At 62.0% G+C, this 16,031-nt stretch carries 11 protein-coding genes and 1 pseudogene; 4 read left to right on the top strand and 8 right to left on the bottom strand.

Translation table 11 applies throughout. The annotated features are described in order from the left end of the window. Position 1 precedes the first annotated feature (1 nt). The 7 genes and pseudogenes from glgA to C1M53_RS01095 all read right to left on the bottom strand — a co-directional run bounded on the left by glgA (position 2) and on the right by C1M53_RS01095 (position 10,803). Positions 2-1,447, bottom strand: a complete 1,446-nt coding sequence (gene glgA / locus C1M53_RS01065; protein WP_129410540.1) for a glycogen synthase GlgA — start codon at positions 1,445-1,447, stop codon at positions 2-4. 3 nt (positions 1,448-1,450) lie between these two features. Next, a complete protein-coding gene (gene glgC, locus C1M53_RS01070) occupies positions 1,451-2,716 on the bottom strand; it encodes a glucose-1-phosphate adenylyltransferase (protein WP_129410541.1) in 1,266 nt (421 codons plus the stop codon). Between the two features lie 107 nt (positions 2,717-2,823). Beyond that, positions 2,824-5,025, bottom strand: a pseudogene (gene glgB / locus C1M53_RS01075) (1,4-alpha-glucan branching protein GlgB); the annotation flags it as partial. Positions 5,026-5,077: 52 nt separating this feature from the next. Continuing rightward, positions 5,078-7,546 (bottom strand): glycogen/starch/alpha-glucan phosphorylase, encoded by a 2,469-nt coding sequence (locus tag C1M53_RS01080; RefSeq protein WP_129410543.1) that lies wholly within the window; start codon positions 7,544-7,546, stop codon positions 5,078-5,080. A 197-nt stretch (positions 7,547-7,743) separates the two neighbouring features. Then, positions 7,744-8,529, bottom strand: coding sequence for an ATP-binding cassette domain-containing protein (locus C1M53_RS01085; RefSeq protein WP_129410544.1), 786 nt, complete (start codon positions 8,527-8,529; stop codon positions 7,744-7,746). Further along, positions 8,526-9,608: an ABC transporter permease gene (locus C1M53_RS01090; RefSeq protein ID WP_129410545.1), complete on the bottom strand. Its 1,083-nt coding sequence runs from the start codon at positions 9,606-9,608 to the stop codon at positions 8,526-8,528. The genes C1M53_RS01085 and C1M53_RS01090 overlap by 4 nt, the downstream gene beginning before the upstream one ends. 163 nt (positions 9,609-9,771) lie before the next feature. Beyond that, the gene (locus tag C1M53_RS01095; protein ID WP_129410546.1) at positions 9,772-10,803 is read right to left on the bottom strand and encodes a sugar ABC transporter substrate-binding protein; all 1,032 of its coding nucleotides are present in this window, start codon (positions 10,801-10,803) and stop codon (positions 9,772-9,774) included. Between the two features lie 218 nt (positions 10,804-11,021). On the opposite strand from C1M53_RS01095, the gene C1M53_RS01100 reads away from it, so the two are divergent. The 4 genes from C1M53_RS01100 to C1M53_RS01115 all read left to right on the top strand — a co-directional run bounded on the left by C1M53_RS01100 (position 11,022) and on the right by C1M53_RS01115 (position 15,003). After that, on the top strand, positions 11,022-12,248 hold the full coding sequence (locus C1M53_RS01100) for an ROK family transcriptional regulator (RefSeq protein WP_245488389.1): 1,227 nt from the start codon (positions 11,022-11,024) through the stop codon (positions 12,246-12,248). A 1-nt stretch (position 12,249) separates the two neighbouring features. After that, the gene (locus C1M53_RS01105) at positions 12,250-12,687 is read left to right on the top strand and encodes an RbsD/FucU domain-containing protein (protein WP_129410548.1); all 438 of its coding nucleotides are present in this window, start codon (positions 12,250-12,252) and stop codon (positions 12,685-12,687) included. 4 nt (positions 12,688-12,691) lie between these two features. Next, positions 12,692-13,636 (top strand): carbohydrate kinase, encoded by a 945-nt coding sequence (locus tag C1M53_RS01110; RefSeq protein WP_129410549.1) that lies wholly within the window; start codon positions 12,692-12,694, stop codon positions 13,634-13,636. A 227-nt stretch (positions 13,637-13,863) separates the two neighbouring features. Further along, the gene (locus tag C1M53_RS01115; RefSeq protein WP_129410550.1) at positions 13,864-15,003 is read left to right on the top strand and encodes a DegT/DnrJ/EryC1/StrS aminotransferase family protein; all 1,140 of its coding nucleotides are present in this window, start codon (positions 13,864-13,866) and stop codon (positions 15,001-15,003) included. Positions 15,004-15,139: 136 nt separating this feature from the next. On the opposite strand, the gene cysQ is transcribed toward C1M53_RS01115, so the two are convergent. Beyond that, positions 15,140-15,913, bottom strand: coding sequence for a 3'(2'),5'-bisphosphate nucleotidase CysQ (cysQ, locus tag C1M53_RS01120; RefSeq protein ID WP_129415967.1), 774 nt, complete (start codon positions 15,911-15,913; stop codon positions 15,140-15,142). Positions 15,914-16,031: the final 118 nt, after the last annotated feature.

The following is a 16,031-nucleotide window of genomic DNA, read 5'->3' on the forward strand; positions in this document are numbered from 1 at the left end:
TTCAGGCAACCTTCCTTGCAAGCAGCGAGCGATAGAGCTCGACATATTTGTCCGCGCTGCGGTCCCAGGACACGTCGGCCTTCATGCCTTGCCGCTGGATCGAGGTCCAGACGCCGGCATTGCCGTGCGCCTGCATCAAGCGATGTACCGCGTGCAGCATCGCATCACCACTGTTGGCGGCGAACTGGAAACCGGTCGCCACACCGGCCGCAACAGCAGCCTCGTTGGCGTCGATGATGGTGTCGGCCAAGCCGCCGGTCCGCGCCACCACGGGAACGCAGCCATAGCGCAGACCATAGAGCTGGGTCAGGCCGCATGGCTCGAATCGGGAAGGGATGATGATGGCGTCGCAGCCACCCTGCATGACGTGCGACAATGCCTCGTCGTAACCGATCACCGTGCCGATGCGGCCACGATGGCGCGCTGCGGCGGCCAGCAACGCGCCTTCGAGACCCGGATCGCCGGAACCCAGTATGGCCAGCCTGGCACCGGCCGCGACAACGCCGTCAGCCACAGCGGCGAGGATGTCTATACCCTTTTGCCAGGTGAGGCGGCTGACCACGCAGATGATCGGGCTGTCATCCCTGGCGAGATTGAAGCGTTCTTCCACCGCGGCCCGGTTCGCGGCGCGCTTGACCAGGGCCTCGGCAGAATAGGTCGACACCAGATGTTTGTCGGTGGCGGGGTTCCAGATGTCGACGTCGATGCCGTTGACGATGCCATGGAGATCGGCAGCCCGCAGGTTGATCAGCCCGTCCAGTCCCATGCCGAACTCCGGTATGCGGATTTCCTGCGCATAGGTCGGGCTGACGGTGGTGATCGCCCAGGCGGCCTGCAAGCCAGCCTTCAGATAACCCACACCACCATAATATTCGACGCCATCGAGGCTCATGGCCTGCGCAGGCAGCCCGAGTTCACCGAAGATGCCGGCGCCAAACTGACCCTGGAAGGCCAGATTGTGCACGGTGATCAGCGATGGCGTGCCAACTGCCTTGCCGTAGCGCATGTAGGCCAGCGTCATCGCCGCCTGCCAGTCATGGGCATGCACGATATCGGGCTTGTAGCCATCAATGCTGCCGCCGGCGATGTCACCGCCGACACGACTTAGTGCGGCAAAGCGGCGCCAGTTGTCCTGCCAGTCGCGACCGTTGCTGTCGCCATAGGGACCGCCGACACGATCAAACAGGTGCGGCGCGTCGAGTACCAGGAGATCGAGCCCCTCCACCTGGGCTGCCTGGACAGTCGCTTTGCCGCCATAGAGTGCCTGATACGTCGCCGCGGCCTTCTTTTTCTTCAGCGCGTCCATCACGACAGGATAGCCTGGCACGAGCGAGCGCATCGCCACGCCCTTGCCGGCCAGTGCGACCGGCAGAGCGCCGGCGACATCGGCCAACCCGCCGGTCTTGACCAGTGGGAAGATCTCCGGCGTGACGGACAGAACCTGCATGCGTTACGTTCCCAACCTGTCGATCATGTCCTGCGTTATCAGAACAATGCCCCGTTCCGAAACCCGGAAACGCTTGCGGTCGAGTTCCAGGTCCTCACCAACGATCAGGCCTTCGGGAATATGCACACCGTGGTCGATGACGACGTTGGTCAGTTGCGCGTTGCGGCCAACATGGCAGTCCGGCAGCATCACGACATGGTCGAGGCTGGAATAAGAATTGATGCGGGCTCCGGTGAAGATCAGGCTGCGCTTCAACGAGGCGCCCGACACGATGCAGTCGCCCGAAACCAGTGACGACACCGCCATGCCGCGCCGTCCCTCGTCATCATGCACGAACTTAGCCGGCGGCTTCAGTTCCGCATAGGTCCAGATCGGCCAGTCGCGGTCGTAGAGGTCAAGCTCGGGCGTGATATCGGTGAGGTCGATATTGGCTTCCCAATAGGCGTCGATGGTTCCGACATCGCGCCAATAGGGTCCCGCCTCCGCCGTCGAACGCACGCAGGACTTGGCGAAACGGTGCGCCACGGCCTTTCCGTGCTGGACAATGTACGGGATGATATCCTTGCCGAAATCTCGGCTGGAATCCGGCTCGGCCGCATCACGGCGCAGCTGCTCCATCAAGAACTTGGTCTTGAAGACGTAGATGCCCATCGAAGCGAGCGCATAGTCCGGCTTGTCGGGAATGCCGGGCGGATCGGCCGGCTTTTCGATGAAGGAGAGGATGGCATCCTTGTTGTCGACATGCATGACGCCGAAACCGGTGGCTTCCATGCGGGGGACCTCGAGACAACCCACCGTGACGTCGGCGCCGGCATCGACGTGCTGGCGCAACATCAGTTCGTAGTCCATCTTGTAGATGTGGTCGCCGGCCAGGATCACCATGTATTCCGGCCCATAAGCCTCGATGATGTCGATGTTCTGGTAGACCGCGTCGGCTGTGCCCTCATACCATTGCGTTTCCGAGACACGCTGGCTGGCTGGCAGGATATCGAAACTCTCGTTTCGCTCCGGCCTCAGGAAGTTCCAGCCGCGCTGCAGATGGCGGATCAGCGAATGCGCCTTGTATTGGGTGGCCACCCCGAGGCGTCGGATGCCCGAGTTCAATGCATTGGAGAGCGCGAAGTCGATGATGCGGGTCTTGCCGCCGAAATAGACCGCGGGTTTTGCACGCCTGTCGGTCAACTCCTTGAGGCGACTGCCGCGTCCGCCGGCCAGGACATAGGCCATCGCATCACGCGCCAGCGGTTGCGACCGTTTGAAATCCGCCATTATCAACCTCCCTGCTTTGCCCTTGGAGCCGCCGTTTTCCTCGCACGTGGCCCCGTACCCGAACCAACTCGTCCTTCGACCTTCCTGCCCCTGGTTATCGGCACGAATTCCAGCATCAGTGTCGCCAGTGGCGGCAATGTGAGCAGTGCCGCTGTACGATCACCCTCGACGTGCGCTTCCACCGCACCACCATTGCCCTTGCCCGAGCCGCCATAGACGACGGCATCGGTGTTGATGATTTCGCGCCAGGTGCCCGCCTCGGGCAAAGGAACACGATAGTTCTCGCGCGGAACCGGCGTGAAATTGGAAATGACAGCGACCGGATTGGCACCCGGGGTCTTGCGCAGCCAGGCAAACACCGAATTCTCGGCGTCATCGACAATCAGCCACTCAAAGCCTTCCGGCTCGCAGTCGCGCTCATGCAACGCGGGCTTTTCACGATACAGGCGATTCAAATCACGCACGACATCCCGCACGCCGCGATGCGGAGCGTGCTGCAGCATGTCCCAGTCGAGCGCGCGCGCCTCGCTCCATTCGCGGCGTTGGGCGAACTCCTGCCCCATGAACAGCAGTTTCTTGCCGGGATACCCCCACATGAACGCGTAGTAGGCGCGCAGCGTCGCGAATTTCTGCCAGTCATCACCAGCCATCTTGCCGATCAGCGTCGACTTTCCGTGCACCACCTCGTCATGCGAGAGCGGCAGCACGAAATTCTCGGTGAAGGCATACATCAGCCCAAAGGTGATCTGGTTGTGATGGTGTTTGCGGAAGATCGGCTCGCGGGCAAGGTATTCCAGCGTGTCGTTCATGAAACCCATGTTCCACTTGAAACCGAACCCCAGGCCCCCCTCATGCACGGGATGCGAAACCTTTGGCCAGGAGGTGGACTCTTCAGCGATGGTCATGACGCCGGGATGGGTGCCGTAGAGTTCCTTGTTCATGCGCTGCAGGAAGGCGACGGCCTCGAGGTTCTCGCGCCCGCCTTTCTCATTGGCGATCCACTCGCCGGCCTTGCGTGAGTAATCGAGGTAGAGCATCGAGGCGACCGCATCCACGCGCAACCCGTCGACATGGTATTTTTCGGCCCAGTAGAGCGCATTGTTGACGAGGAAGGACAACACTTCGCGGCGGCCGAAATTGTAGATCAGCGTGTTCCAGTCGGGCTGGTAGCCCTTCCGCGGATCGGCATGCTCATAAAGGGCGGTGCCATCGAACCTGGCGAGCCCGAATTCATCGGTTGGAAAATGCGCCGGCACCCAGTCGAGGATGACGCCGATGCCAGCCCTGTGCGCTCCGTCGACGAAACGTGCGAAGCCTTCCGGGTCGCCGAAACGAGCGGTCGGTGCGTAGAGGCCGGTGGTCTGATACCCCCAGGAAGGATCGTAGGGATGTTCCGAGATCGGCAGCAGTTCGATGTGCGTGAAGCCGGTGTCGATCACGTACGGGATGAGCTGTTCAGCCAGCTCGTCCCAGGTCAGGAAACCACCATCCTCGTTACGCTGCCAGGATCCGGCGTGAACTTCGTAGATGGAGATGGGCTGGCGGCGCGCTTCCGCTTCGCGCCAGAATTTGCGATGCGCGGCGTCGCCCCATTTGTGACATGACGGAGCGGTCGTAACCGAAGCCGTGGCGGGGCGTAATTCCGAGCGAAAAGCGAAGGGATCGGCCTTGAGCGGCAGGCGAACGCCCTTTGCACCGACGATCTCGTATTTGTAGGGCCGTCCCTCGCTGAGGCCCGGAATGAATATCTCCCAGATGCCGCTGTCCTGCCGCTGCCGCATCGGATGGCGGCGGCCGTCCCAAGCGTTGAAATCGCCAACGATGGAAACGCGTCTGGCGTTGGGTGCCCAGACAGCGAAATGCACGCCGCTCGCCCCTTCATGATCGATGAGATGCGCGCCCAGCTTGTCGAACAGGCGCAGATGCGACCCTTCGGCCATGTAATAATCGTCGATCGGTCCCAGGACCGGTCCGAATGAGTAAGGATCGGTGATCCACCAGTCGCCGCCCGCGTTGCGGGCATGATACTTCACAGGCTGGCGCCTGCTGACCGCGATAGGCCCTTCGAAAAAACCGGCCTCACCGCGACGAGAGAGTTCACCGATCTCCTTGCCGGCCAAGGTATACACAGCGACGGTCTCGGCATCGGGAATGAAACACCGTGCGACAAAACCCTTTCCGGCTTCCTGGACGCCCAGGACCGAGAAGGGATTACCATGCGTGCCCGCCGCAATCGCCTTGACGTCGGCAGTTGAAGCCGACCCGTCAGATTGATCGCTCGTCGCGGTCGCGCGCGGCTTTTTTGTCAAGCGGTACCCCTCCCTGGGTCCACGGCCACGGACATGGCCTCATGCAATCACATCATACAGGCACGTTCCAGATTTCTTTCGCGTACTGTCGGATCGTCCTGTCCGAAGAGAACCAGCCCATACGCGCAACGTTGCGGACGGCACGGGCGTTCCAATCAGCGCTGTCGCCCCAAACCGCGTCCACTTCGCGCTGCTTGGCGGCGTAGGCGTCAAAATCTGCTGCGACCATGAACCAGTCGCTGTCGTAGAGACCGTTCATCAGGTCGCGATAGCGATCCGGATCATGCGGCGAGAACACTCCGGACGAGATCGCTGAAATGGCCTGCGCCAGTTCCGGCGAACCTTCGATGACGGCGCGCGGCTGGTAGCCGCTGCGGCGGCGCTCGGCCACCTCGTCGGCTTTCAGGCCGAAAATGAAGATGTTGTCGTCGCCGACATGTTCCTTCATTTCGACATTGGCGCCGTCAAGCGTACCGATGGTGAGCGCGCCGTTCAGTCCGAACTTCATATTGCCGGTCCCCGACGCTTCCATGCCGGCTGTCGAGATCTGTTCCGACAGGTCGGCCGCCGGCATCATGATCTCGGCAAGGCTGACGTTGTAGTTGGGCACGAACACGACCTTGAGCAGCCCGCGAACAGCGGGATCGCCGTTGATGACCTTGGCGACGTCGTTGGCCAGTTTGATGATCAGCTTGGCGTTGTGATAGCTGGGGGCCGCCTTGCCGCCGAAGAACTTCACGCGCGGCGTCCAGTCCTTCTCCGGATGCGAACGGATCTGGTCGTAAAGCGCCACGGCTTCCAGGATGTTGAGCAGTTGCCGCTTGTATTCGTGGATGCGCTTGATCTGGATGTCGAACAGCGCCGATGGATCGACGCGGATACCCAGCCGGTCGGCGACCAGATTGGCAAGCCGCACCTTGTTGGCGCGCTTGACGGCCGCGAACTTCTTGCGGAATGCCGCATCGTCCGCGAAACGGTCGAGATCCTTGATGCCCGCAATGTCGTCGAGGAAACGATCACCGATGGCTTCGCGTGCCAATGAAGTCAGGCCGGGATTGCACTGGATCAACCAGCGCCGCGGCGTGATGCCGTTGGTCTTGTTGTTGATACGGTCGGGATAGAGCCGGTGCAGATCGGCGAACACCGTCTGCTTCATCAGTTCGGTGTGCAGCGCCGACACGCCGTTGATCGAATGCGAGCCGACGAAGGCAAGATTGCCCATGCGCACGCGGCGGTCGCCGTTTTCCTGGATCAGCGAGATGGAAGCGATCTGGTCGCCGGAGAAACGACCCGTCGCGCGCGCTTCCTGCAACACCTCGGCATTGATGGCGTAGACGATCTGCATGTGCCGCGGCAGCAACCGTTCGAACAGCGGCACCGGCCAGCTTTCCAGCGCCTCCGGCAGCAGCGTGTGGTTGGTATAGGCGAAGGTGCGCTTGGTGATGTCCCAGGCCTTGGCGAAATCCATGCCATGGACATCCATCAAGAGCCGCATCAGCTCCGGCACGGCAACAGCCGGATGAGTGTCGTTGAGATGGATGGCAGCCTTGTCCGGCAGCGATTCCAGCTCGCCATACTGGCTGAGGTGACGTTGCAGGATGTCCTGCAACGAAGCGGTCGAGAAGAAATACTCCTGGCGCAGCCGCAACTCCTGGCCAGCCTTGTGCGAATCCGCCGGATAGAGCACGCGCGACAGCGCATCCGCCTTGTTGCTCTCGGCCAGAGCGCCGATGTGGTCACCAGCATTGAACTTGTCGAGCAGGATCGGGTCGACCGGCATGCCGGACCAGAGCCGCAGCGTGTTGACACGCTTGGCCTTCCAGCCGACCACGGGCGTGTCATAGGCGACCGCCAGAACATGCTCCAGAGGCTTCCAGACATGGCGCTCGAGTCGACCATCCCTGGCAGTGACGGATTCCACCGAGCCGCCGAAACCGACTTCAAAAGAGCGCTCGCGACGTTCGAACTCCCAGGAATTGCCATGATCAAGCCAGGTTTCCGGCAGTTCGACCTGCCAGCCATCCTGGATCTCCTGGCGGAACATGCCATTGGCATAGCGGATGCCGTAGCCGTGCGCCGGCACATCAACGGTCGCCATGGATTCCATGAAACAGGCGGCAAGCCGTCCCAGGCCGCCATTGCCCAGCGCCGCGTCCGGCTCCAGCGTGGCGATCTCGTCGAGGTCGACCCCGAGCGAGGACAGCGCCTCGCGCATCGGCTCCATGATGTCGAGATTGGAGAAGGCGTCGCGCATCAACCGGCCGATGAGAAACTCGAGCGACAGGTAATAGACGCGCTTTTCCTGCTGGTCGTAGGTCTCCTTGGTGGCGCTGATCCAGTGGTCGATGATGCGGTCGCGCACCACCTTGATCGAGGCCGTCAGCCAGTCGTAGGGCGTCGCAACGGTGGTGTCCTTGCCGACGCGGTATTTGAGGGCCATCAGCACCTCGGACGCGAGCGTCTGCGGGTCTGGATGATCGAGATCAGGCAGCGGGACACTCAGCGTCTTGGTGCGGGTCATCTTGCCTCTCGCGCGACCGGCGATCAGAGCTCACTCATCTCGCCGAGAACCGATTTTGCCTTTCAAAAAGCATGCATAGCAGGACGTTCCGGTCCAGACTAGACAGCCGATCGGAATTTTTCAATCGATTTAATATTGCTAATATTCCGCATTGCACCCAGAGCATATCGCAATGCACTCCGGGCGCAATCGGCAGATCATGCTGCGGCAGCAGCGGCCTCTGGCGGAGCCTTCGCCCCGGTCATGAAGGCGACAGCATCCGACATCGAATATTCCTTCGGGTTGATGACAGTGAGACGTCGGCCAAGCCGATGGATATGGATACGGTCCGCCACCTCGAAGACGTGCGGCATGTTGTGCGAGATGAGCACGATCGGCAAGCCGCGCCGTTTCACGTCGAGGATGAGTTCCAGAACACGCCGGCTTTCCTTGACACCAAGCGCGGCCGTCGGCTCGTCCATGATGACGACACGACTGCCGAAAGCGGCCGCACGCGCGACAGCCACCCCCTGGCGCTGGCCACCTGACAAAGTCTCGACCGCCTGGCCGATGTTCTGGATGGTCATCAGGCCGAGTTCGGTGAGCTTTTCGCGCGCCCGCTTCTCCATGGCCGTGCGGTCGAGCATGCGAAACCAGGAGCCGAGAATGCCAGGCTTGCGGATTTCGCGACCGAGAAACATGTTGTCGGCGATGGACAAGGCCGGCGAAAGGGCGAGGTTCTGGTACACGGTCTCGATGCCGGCGGCGCGCGCCTCCATCGGAGACTTGAACTGCACCGGCTTACCCTCGAGGAGGATCTCGCCCTCGTCCGGGGTAACGGCACCGGAGATCGCCTTGATCAGTGACGACTTTCCGGCGCCGTTGTCGCCAATGACCGCCAGGATTTCGCCTGGGTAGAGGTCGAAATCGGCGCTGTTCAGTGCCGTGACACGGCCGTAGCGCTTCACCAGTCCGCGTGCGGTGAGAATGGGTTCCGTGGTCATCCTGCGACCTTCCTGATCCATTGGTCGATGGCGACGGCGCTGATGATCAGCACGCCAATCAACAGATAGGTCCATTGCGGGTCCGTGCCGATGAGACGCAGCCCGAGCGAGAAGACGCCGACGATCAGCGCCCCGAACAGCATGCCGAGGATGGATCCTCGCCCTCCGAACAGCGAGATGCCGCCGATCACCACCGCGGTGATGGATTCGATGTTGGCGAACTGGCCGGCAGTCGGCGAAACCGAACCGATGCGTCCGATGAGCAGCCAGCCGCCGAGCGCGCAGATCAGCCCCGACAGCACGTAGACCGAAAGCAGCATGCGGGTGACGCGCACGCCCGACAGTTCAGCTGCGTCCGGGTCGTCGCCGATTGCGTAGACGTGACGTCCCCAGGCAGTGTGGTTCAAGACATACCAGAGAATGGCGACCAGCAGCACCATGGCGACGACGCCATAGGTGAAGACCGCATTGCCCATGCGGAAATTGTTGCCGAAGAACTGCAGGATCGGCGCCTGCGTTTCGATATCCTGTGCGCGGATGGTTTCGTTGGCCGAATAGAGGAAATTCGAAGCCAGAACGATCTGCCACATGCCGAGGGTGACGATGAAGGGCGGCAGCTTCATGTAGGCGACAAGCGCACCGTTGATCCAGCCGCACAGTGCGCCGACAGCGAAGCCGCACAGGATCGCGATCGATGGCGGCAAGCCATAGCGGAAGGTGAATTGCCCCATCACCACGGAAGACAGCACCATGATGGCGCCAACCGAAAGGTCGATGCCGGCGGTGAGGATGACCAGTGTCTGCGCAGCGCCGATCACGCCGGTGATGGCGACCTGCTGCAGGATCAGCGTCATCGAGAAGGCGGAAAAGAACTTGCCGCCGATGATCAGGCCGAAGATCAGCACCGACACCACCAGCACGATCAATGGCACGGCAGCCGGATTGGAATGCAGGAAATGCTGTATCTTTTCCAGGGTCGAACGCGTGTGCGTATCGAAGTCCGCCACCGCAGTGTCGGCTCCAGTCAGCACTTTCTCGAATTCCTGCGGTCGCCTGGCATCCGCCGAAGCGTCGGTCATGTCGGCTCCTCCCGATCGGGGACTGACGCCCCGTGATACGCCCAAGGTGTTGATGCCTCGCCGGCGCGCCGATGCCCCCTCCCCGGCCGGAAGACGGCCGGGAGAGAGGGTGCTCCGCCAGGAGAGCACCCGCCAGACAGCATCATGCCGTTAAGGGTTCAGATCAACCCCAGCACTTGGAAAGACCGGTCTTGACGTCGATGGATTCGACGCCCTTGGCCGGCTTGTCGGTGACCAGTGCGACACCGGTGTCGAAGAAGCTCTTGCCTTCCGTCGGCTTCGGCTTCTCGCCGCTGTCGGCGAACTTCTTGATCGCCTCGACGCCGAGTGATGCCATCAGCAGCGGATATTGCTGCGAGGTGGCACCGATGACGCCGCCTTCGACGTTCTTGACGCCGGGGCAACCACCGTCGACCGATACGATCAGCACGTTCTTTTCCATGCCGACGGCTTTCAGTGCCTCATAGGCGCCCGCCGCGGCCGGCTCGTTGATGGTGTGGACGACGTTGATGGAAGGATCCTTCTGCAGCAGGTTCTCCATCGCCTTGCGGCCGCCTTCCTCGTTGCCGTTGGTGATGTCGTGACCAACGATGCGCGGATCATCCTCGTCACCGATCTTGTTGGCGTCCTTGGGATCGATACCGAAACCGATCATGAAACCCTGATCGCGCAGCACGTCGACAGTCGGCTGCGACGGGGTGAGGTCGAGAAAAGCGATCTTGGCATCCTTCGCCTTGTCACCGAGCGTCGCGGCAGCCCATTGTCCGATCAGCTTGCCAGCCAGCAGGTTGTCGGTGGCGAAAGTGGCATCCGCGGCATCGGCCGGCTCGAGCGGGGTGTCGAGCGCAATCACGAGAATGCCGGCATCGCGCGCCTTCTTGATGCTCGGCACGATGCCCTTGGTGTCGGAAGCGGTGATCAGGATGCCCTTGGCGCCGTCGGCAATGCAGCTTTCGATCGCGGCGACCTGGCTTTCGGTGTCACCGTCGATCTTGCCGGCATAGGTCTTCAGGGTGACGCCGAGTTCCTTCGCCTTGGCGGTAGCGCCTTCCTTCATCTTGACGAAAAACGGATTGGTGTCGGTCTTGGTGATCAGGCATGCGCCGACATCGGCTGCCGAAGCAGGCGCGGCAAAGCTTGCGAGCGCAGCAACCGCTGCGCCGAACACGGACGTCTTGAGAACGGAAAATCGCATTGAGGTACTCCTCCCAGAAACCAAAGATCGCGGCCAGCTGAATGCACGCCGCCGAGGTGCCCGTCTGCTTTTCCCGGTGAGCTCCCCGGCACAAACGAAACACCAATCGCAATCTTGAGTCAATAATTAAATCACTCTTATTTATTATTGACACACTTGCGGAGCCGGCTCATTCTCGGTCAAAAGTCAGACAAGAAATCATGGGAGGGAGGAAGCTGTTGGACGACGGCGTTCAAAAGCACGGTTCGAACGAGCCGGCGACCAGCCGTCTCCACCGTGGCACGAACCAGAGCGGTATGCGCGACCACAATGAGCGGCTCGTGCTTTCGCTCGTGCGCCAGCATGGCGGCCTCGCGAAATCCGACATTGCCCGCATGACCGGCCTGTCGGCGCAGACCGTCTCCGTCATCATGCGTGAACTGGAGGACGAGGGCCTGCTGCTCAGGCGCGAACCGCTGCGTGGACGCATCGGCCAACCGTCCATCCCCATGGCGCTCAATCCGGAAGGCGCCTTCTTCATAGGCCTCAAGATCGGCCGCCGCAGCGCGGAACTGGTGCTGATCGACTTTCTCGGCGAGGTGCGCGCCATGCTGCACCACTCCTACCGTTATCCGGCACCGTCGGAGACTGTGGATTTCGTTGCCGCAGGCGTCGCCAAGCTGAGATCGGAACTGACGCCCGCGCAGGACCGGCGCGTCTCCGGCCTCGGCATCGCCGTGCCTTTCGAACTGTGGAGCTGGGCTGACGCCGCCGGCGCGCCGCGCTCAATCATGGAAGAATGGCGTCACCGCGACATCCGCGCCGACATCCAGGCGCTGTGTGATTTTCCGGTTTATCTGCAGAACGACGCAACCGCTGCCTGTGGCGCCGAGCTTGTTTTCGGCAATGCCCTGGATGTCCGCGACTTCGTCTATTTCTACATCGGCGCCTTTGCCGGCGGCGGCATCGTGCTCAACGGCCGCATCTACAGCGGGCCGACCGGCAATGCCGGCGCGCTTGGATCGATGCCGGTGCCCGGACCGGACGGCAGGCCAATCCAGCTTATCGACGTTGCCTCCATCGCAACGCTGGAAAAGGCGCTGGCACTGCGCGGCGTGGATGCGCAGCACCTTTGGACCTCACCCGAGGAGTGGGGCGACATCGGACCGGAACTCGACACGTGGCTTGGCGACGCGGCCAATGCTCTTGCCTATGCCATTGCCTCCGCATCTTCCGTGATCGATTTCGAGGAAGCGGTGATTGACGGCTGGATGCCCACCACGATCCGCGCGCGCCTGGTCAAAGCCGTTGGCAGCGCGCTGGACCAGGTCGACGCCGAAGGCCTCAAGCTGCCAACCGTGCGCGAAGGCACGGTCGGCATCCACGCCCGTGCGCTCGGCGGCGCCAGCCTGCCGCTGTCCGACCGTTTCCTCGTCGGCCCAACCTCCACATCCGGAACACTCTGACATGCTCATCGGCATTTCCCCCCTGCTCGGGCCCGAACTTCTTGCGGTGCTGCGCGCCATGGGCCACGGCGACGAAATCGCCATCGTCGATGGCAACTATCCAGCCGAAGAACAAGCCACGCGGCTGATCCGGGCGGACGGCGTCGACCTGGTGCCAATGCTCGATGCCATCCTTTCCGTTCTGCCGGTGGATGACTTTGTCGAAGAAGCGCTGTTCCGCTCTTCGAAAAAAGGCGACCCAAAGCTGGTCGACCCCGTCCATGGCGAGATCGAGGCGGTCTGTGCAAAACGAGCGCCTGGTCGCAAGGTGGTGGCCACGCCCGGCGCCGATTTCTACGCCAGGGTGAAGGCCGCCCACGCGATCGTTCAGACGTCGGAGCCCCGGCTCTACGCCAACATCATCGTCCGCAAGGGCGTTATCTACCCGACCGGAGCTTGAGCGCATGATCCTGTGCTGCGGCGAGGCCCTCATCGACATGTTGCCGCGCGAGACCACGGCCGGCGAAGCGGCTTTCGCACCCTATGTCGGCGGGGCGGTGTTCAACACGGCGGTGGCGCTCGGTCGGCTCGACATTCCGGTTGGTTTCTTCACCGGCATCTCGACGGATTTTTACGGCGACATGCTGCGCAATGCCCTTGTCGCCAGCAAGGTCTCGCTCGACTTCATCAAGTTTGCCGACCTGCCGACGACGCTGGCTTTCGTACGGCTCAATGCAGGCCACGCCAGCTACCTTTTCTACGATGAAAACACGGCAGGCCGCATGTTGGTCGAAGCTGACTTGCCCGCCGTCGGTGACGCGGTTGAGGCGATGCACTTTTCCTGCGTCAGCCTTATCCAGGAGCCATGCGGAGCGACCTACGAGGCGCTGATGCGCCGCGAGCACGACAAGCGTGTGATGATGTTCGATCCCAACATCCGCAAGAATTTCATCAAGGACAAGCCAAGGCATCTCGCACGCATGCAGCGGATGCTGGCGCTAGCGGATATCGTCAAGCTCTCGGACGAGGACCTGGACTGGTTCGGTGAGACCGGCACCCTCGAGGACATCGCAGCGCGCTGGCTCGATCTGGGTCCCAGCTTGATTGTGGTCACGCAAGGCGCCAAGGGCGTGGTGGCTTTCTCCAGAAACCATTCCGTTTCGGTGCCGGCCGAGCCGGTCAAGGTTGTCGATACGGTTGGAGCCGGCGACACCATCAATGCCGGAATCCTCGCCTCGCTGCGCGATCAGGGACTGCTCTCCAAGCAGGCAATCGCCGGTCTTTCCGAAAACCAGATCCGTACGGTGCTCGCCTTCAGCGCCAAGGCGGCCGCTATCACTGTTTCACGCGCCGGCGCCAATCCGCCTTCACGGCGGGAGCTGGCCGAAAGCGCCGCTTTCGCCGGCTGACAGCCGTCGCCGCAATCACATTATGTTTCGCGAATTGCGATGCAGTTGCGGTCTGACGCATGAGAACCCGGCAAAAGCTTGGCTTTGTGGCTTTTCGCGTAAGCCACCTGACACCTGTCGGTAACAAGCGGCGCCGCTGCCTAAAGCCGCAGCCCGGCTGCAAATCTTTCGCGCGCCGTGCAACTCTGGTACCAGCGGCGCGTTATCAGGCAAAACTCGGGACCGACATGCAGTTCATCGATCTAGGCGCGCAGCGCGCACGCATCCACGACAGGCTGAAAGCGGCCATGGACAAGGTCGTTGAGGAAGGCCGCTATATTCTGGGCCCGCAGGTCGCTGAATTCGAAGCCAAGCTGGCTGACTATGTCGGCGTCAAGCATGTGGTGGCTTGCGCCAATGGCACCGACGCGTTGCTGCTGCCGCTCTATGCCTCCGGCGTCGGGCCTGGCGACGCGGTATTCGTGCCAAGCTTCACGTTCGCGGCCACCGCCGAAGTGGTGGCACTGGCCAAGGCCGAGCCGATCTTCGTCGACGTCGATGCCAAGACCTACAATATCGACATCGAAAGCCTGGAAGCCGCCATCGCCATGGTCAAGGCCGAAGGCCGGCTGAAGCCGAAGGCGATCATCCCCGTCGACCTGTTCGGCCTTGCCGCCGACTACGACGCGATCATGGCGATTGCCAAGCGCGAGAACCTGTTGGTCATCGAGGATGCGGCGCAATCCATCGGCGGCACCGCCGACAATGCCAAATGCGGCGCCTTCGGCCATGTTGCCGGCACCTCGTTCTACCCGGCGAAGCCGCTCGGCTGTTATGGCGACGGCGGCGCCATGTTCACCAATGATGCGGCGCTCGCTGAAAAGCTGCGGTCCTTCGCTTTCCACGGCAAGGGCGAGACGCAGTATGACAACGTCCATGTCGGCATCAATTCGCGCCTCGACACGCTGCAGGCGGCGATCCTGATCGAAAAGCTGGCGATCCTGGAAGACGAGATGGTTGCCCGCCAGAAAGTGGCAGCGCGTTATGCCGAAGGCCTTGGTGACATTGTTACCGCAGCGCGCAACCTCGACGGCACCCGCTCGGCGTGGGCGCAATACGCCATCGAAACACCAAAGCGCGATGGGCTAAAGGCACACCTGCAGGAAAAGGGCATTCCGTCCGTCATCTACTACGTCAAGCCGCTGCACGAGCAGGTGGCCTATCGCCACTTCCCGCGTACGCCAACGGGCCTGGCTGTGTCGGAAGGCTTGCCAAACCGGATCCTGTGCCTGCCGATGCATCCTTATCTCAGCGAAGCCGACCAGGATCGCGTCATCGAGACGATCCGCAACTACATCGGCTCGAACTCCGCGCAGGCGGCGGAATAAGCAAGTCCTTCGCCGTGATTGCGGGGAAGCGACACAAGCGACGCCGGTTCAGGCGTCGCTTCCGCAGCAGCGGTTGTTCAGTTCTCCTGCATCCGCTTCAAGACACCTTCTCTCGGGGGCGCGGAGAGAAGCCCCCTCACCTGCCCTTGGCAATGAAGAACGGATTGGCGAAATCGGCGTCGTCCGCCTGATTGCGCTTGCCGTAGGCGAGCGGTGCGCCATCAAGGGTCGAAGTGCGGCCGCCTGCGGCGCGCAGCACAGCGTCGCCCGCGGCCGTATCCCATTCCATCGTGCGGCCGAAACGGGGATAGATGTCGGCCACCGCTTCTGCGAGCAGGCAGAATTTGAGCGACGAGCCGATCGAGACGATCTCGGTTGGCCCGAGCGTCGCGATGTAGTTGTCGGTTTCCGCCGTGCGATGCGAACGGCTGGCGACAACGGCCAGTGGTGAAGCTGCGGCACGCACTGTGATTGACCGGCGTTCGGCAACACTGAAGTCGGCATCGACATCTGCCGTTTCCGCCCTGCCCGGCCGCCCCGAATAGAGCTTTCCCGAACACGGCGCGAAGACGACGCCAACCTCCGGCGCGCCGTGGCGTATCAGCGCGATGTTGACGGTGAAGTCATTGCCGCGCTTGACGAATTCCTTGGTGCCATCGAGGGGGTCGATCAGAAAGAAGGCTTCGCCCAGCGACTCCGGCAGGATACCGGCGCTGACCTCTTCTTCTGCCACACAAGGGACATCCGGATAGATTTCGCGCAGGCCAGCCAGGATGATCTGCTCGGCCTGACGGTCGGCTTCCGTCACCGGCGAGGCGTCCGCCTTGGCGTCGACGACACAGCCTTCGTGGAAGATGCGCATGATGGCACTGCCGGCATCCAGCGCCAGCCTCTCGAAAACGGCAATCATTGCCGCATCGCCGTCCTTCAAGCTGTGTACAGCACTCATCTCGTGCCTGTTGAGGTTCATGACAGAACAAGCCTGAAGTCGTGGATTTCACCAGCAGGGATACAGCATGCGGCAAGGC

This window comes from Mesorhizobium sp. Pch-S, assembly GCF_004136315.1.
Taxonomy (GTDB): Bacteria; Pseudomonadota; Alphaproteobacteria; order Rhizobiales; family Rhizobiaceae; genus Mesorhizobium.

Bases quoted from the DNA above. Each gene is read 5' to 3' on its own strand.
- glgA (WP_129410540.1), bottom strand. From the start codon at position 1,447: ATGCAGGTTCTGTCCGTCACGCCGGAGATCTTCCCACTGGTCAAGACC.
- glgC (WP_129410541.1), bottom strand. From the start codon at position 2,716: ATGGCGGATTTCAAACGGTCGCAACCGCTGGCGCGTGATGCGATGGCC.
- C1M53_RS01080 (WP_129410543.1), bottom strand. From the start codon at position 7,546: ATGACCCGCACCAAGACGCTGAGTGTCCCGCTGCCTGATCTCGATCAT.
- C1M53_RS01085 (WP_129410544.1), bottom strand. From the start codon at position 8,529: ATGACCACGGAACCCATTCTCACCGCACGCGGACTGGTGAAGCGCTAC.
- C1M53_RS01090 (WP_129410545.1), bottom strand. From the start codon at position 9,608: ATGACCGACGCTTCGGCGGATGCCAGGCGACCGCAGGAATTCGAGAAA.
- C1M53_RS01095 (WP_129410546.1), bottom strand. From the start codon at position 10,803: ATGCGATTTTCCGTTCTCAAGACGTCCGTGTTCGGCGCAGCGGTTGCT.
- C1M53_RS01105 (WP_129410548.1), top strand. From the start codon at position 12,250: ATGCTCATCGGCATTTCCCCCCTGCTCGGGCCCGAACTTCTTGCGGTG.
- C1M53_RS01110 (WP_129410549.1), top strand. From the start codon at position 12,692: ATGATCCTGTGCTGCGGCGAGGCCCTCATCGACATGTTGCCGCGCGAG.
- C1M53_RS01115 (WP_129410550.1), top strand. From the start codon at position 13,864: ATGCAGTTCATCGATCTAGGCGCGCAGCGCGCACGCATCCACGACAGG.
- cysQ (WP_129415967.1), bottom strand. From the start codon at position 15,913: ATGATTGCCGTTTTCGAGAGGCTGGCGCTGGATGCCGGCAGTGCCATC.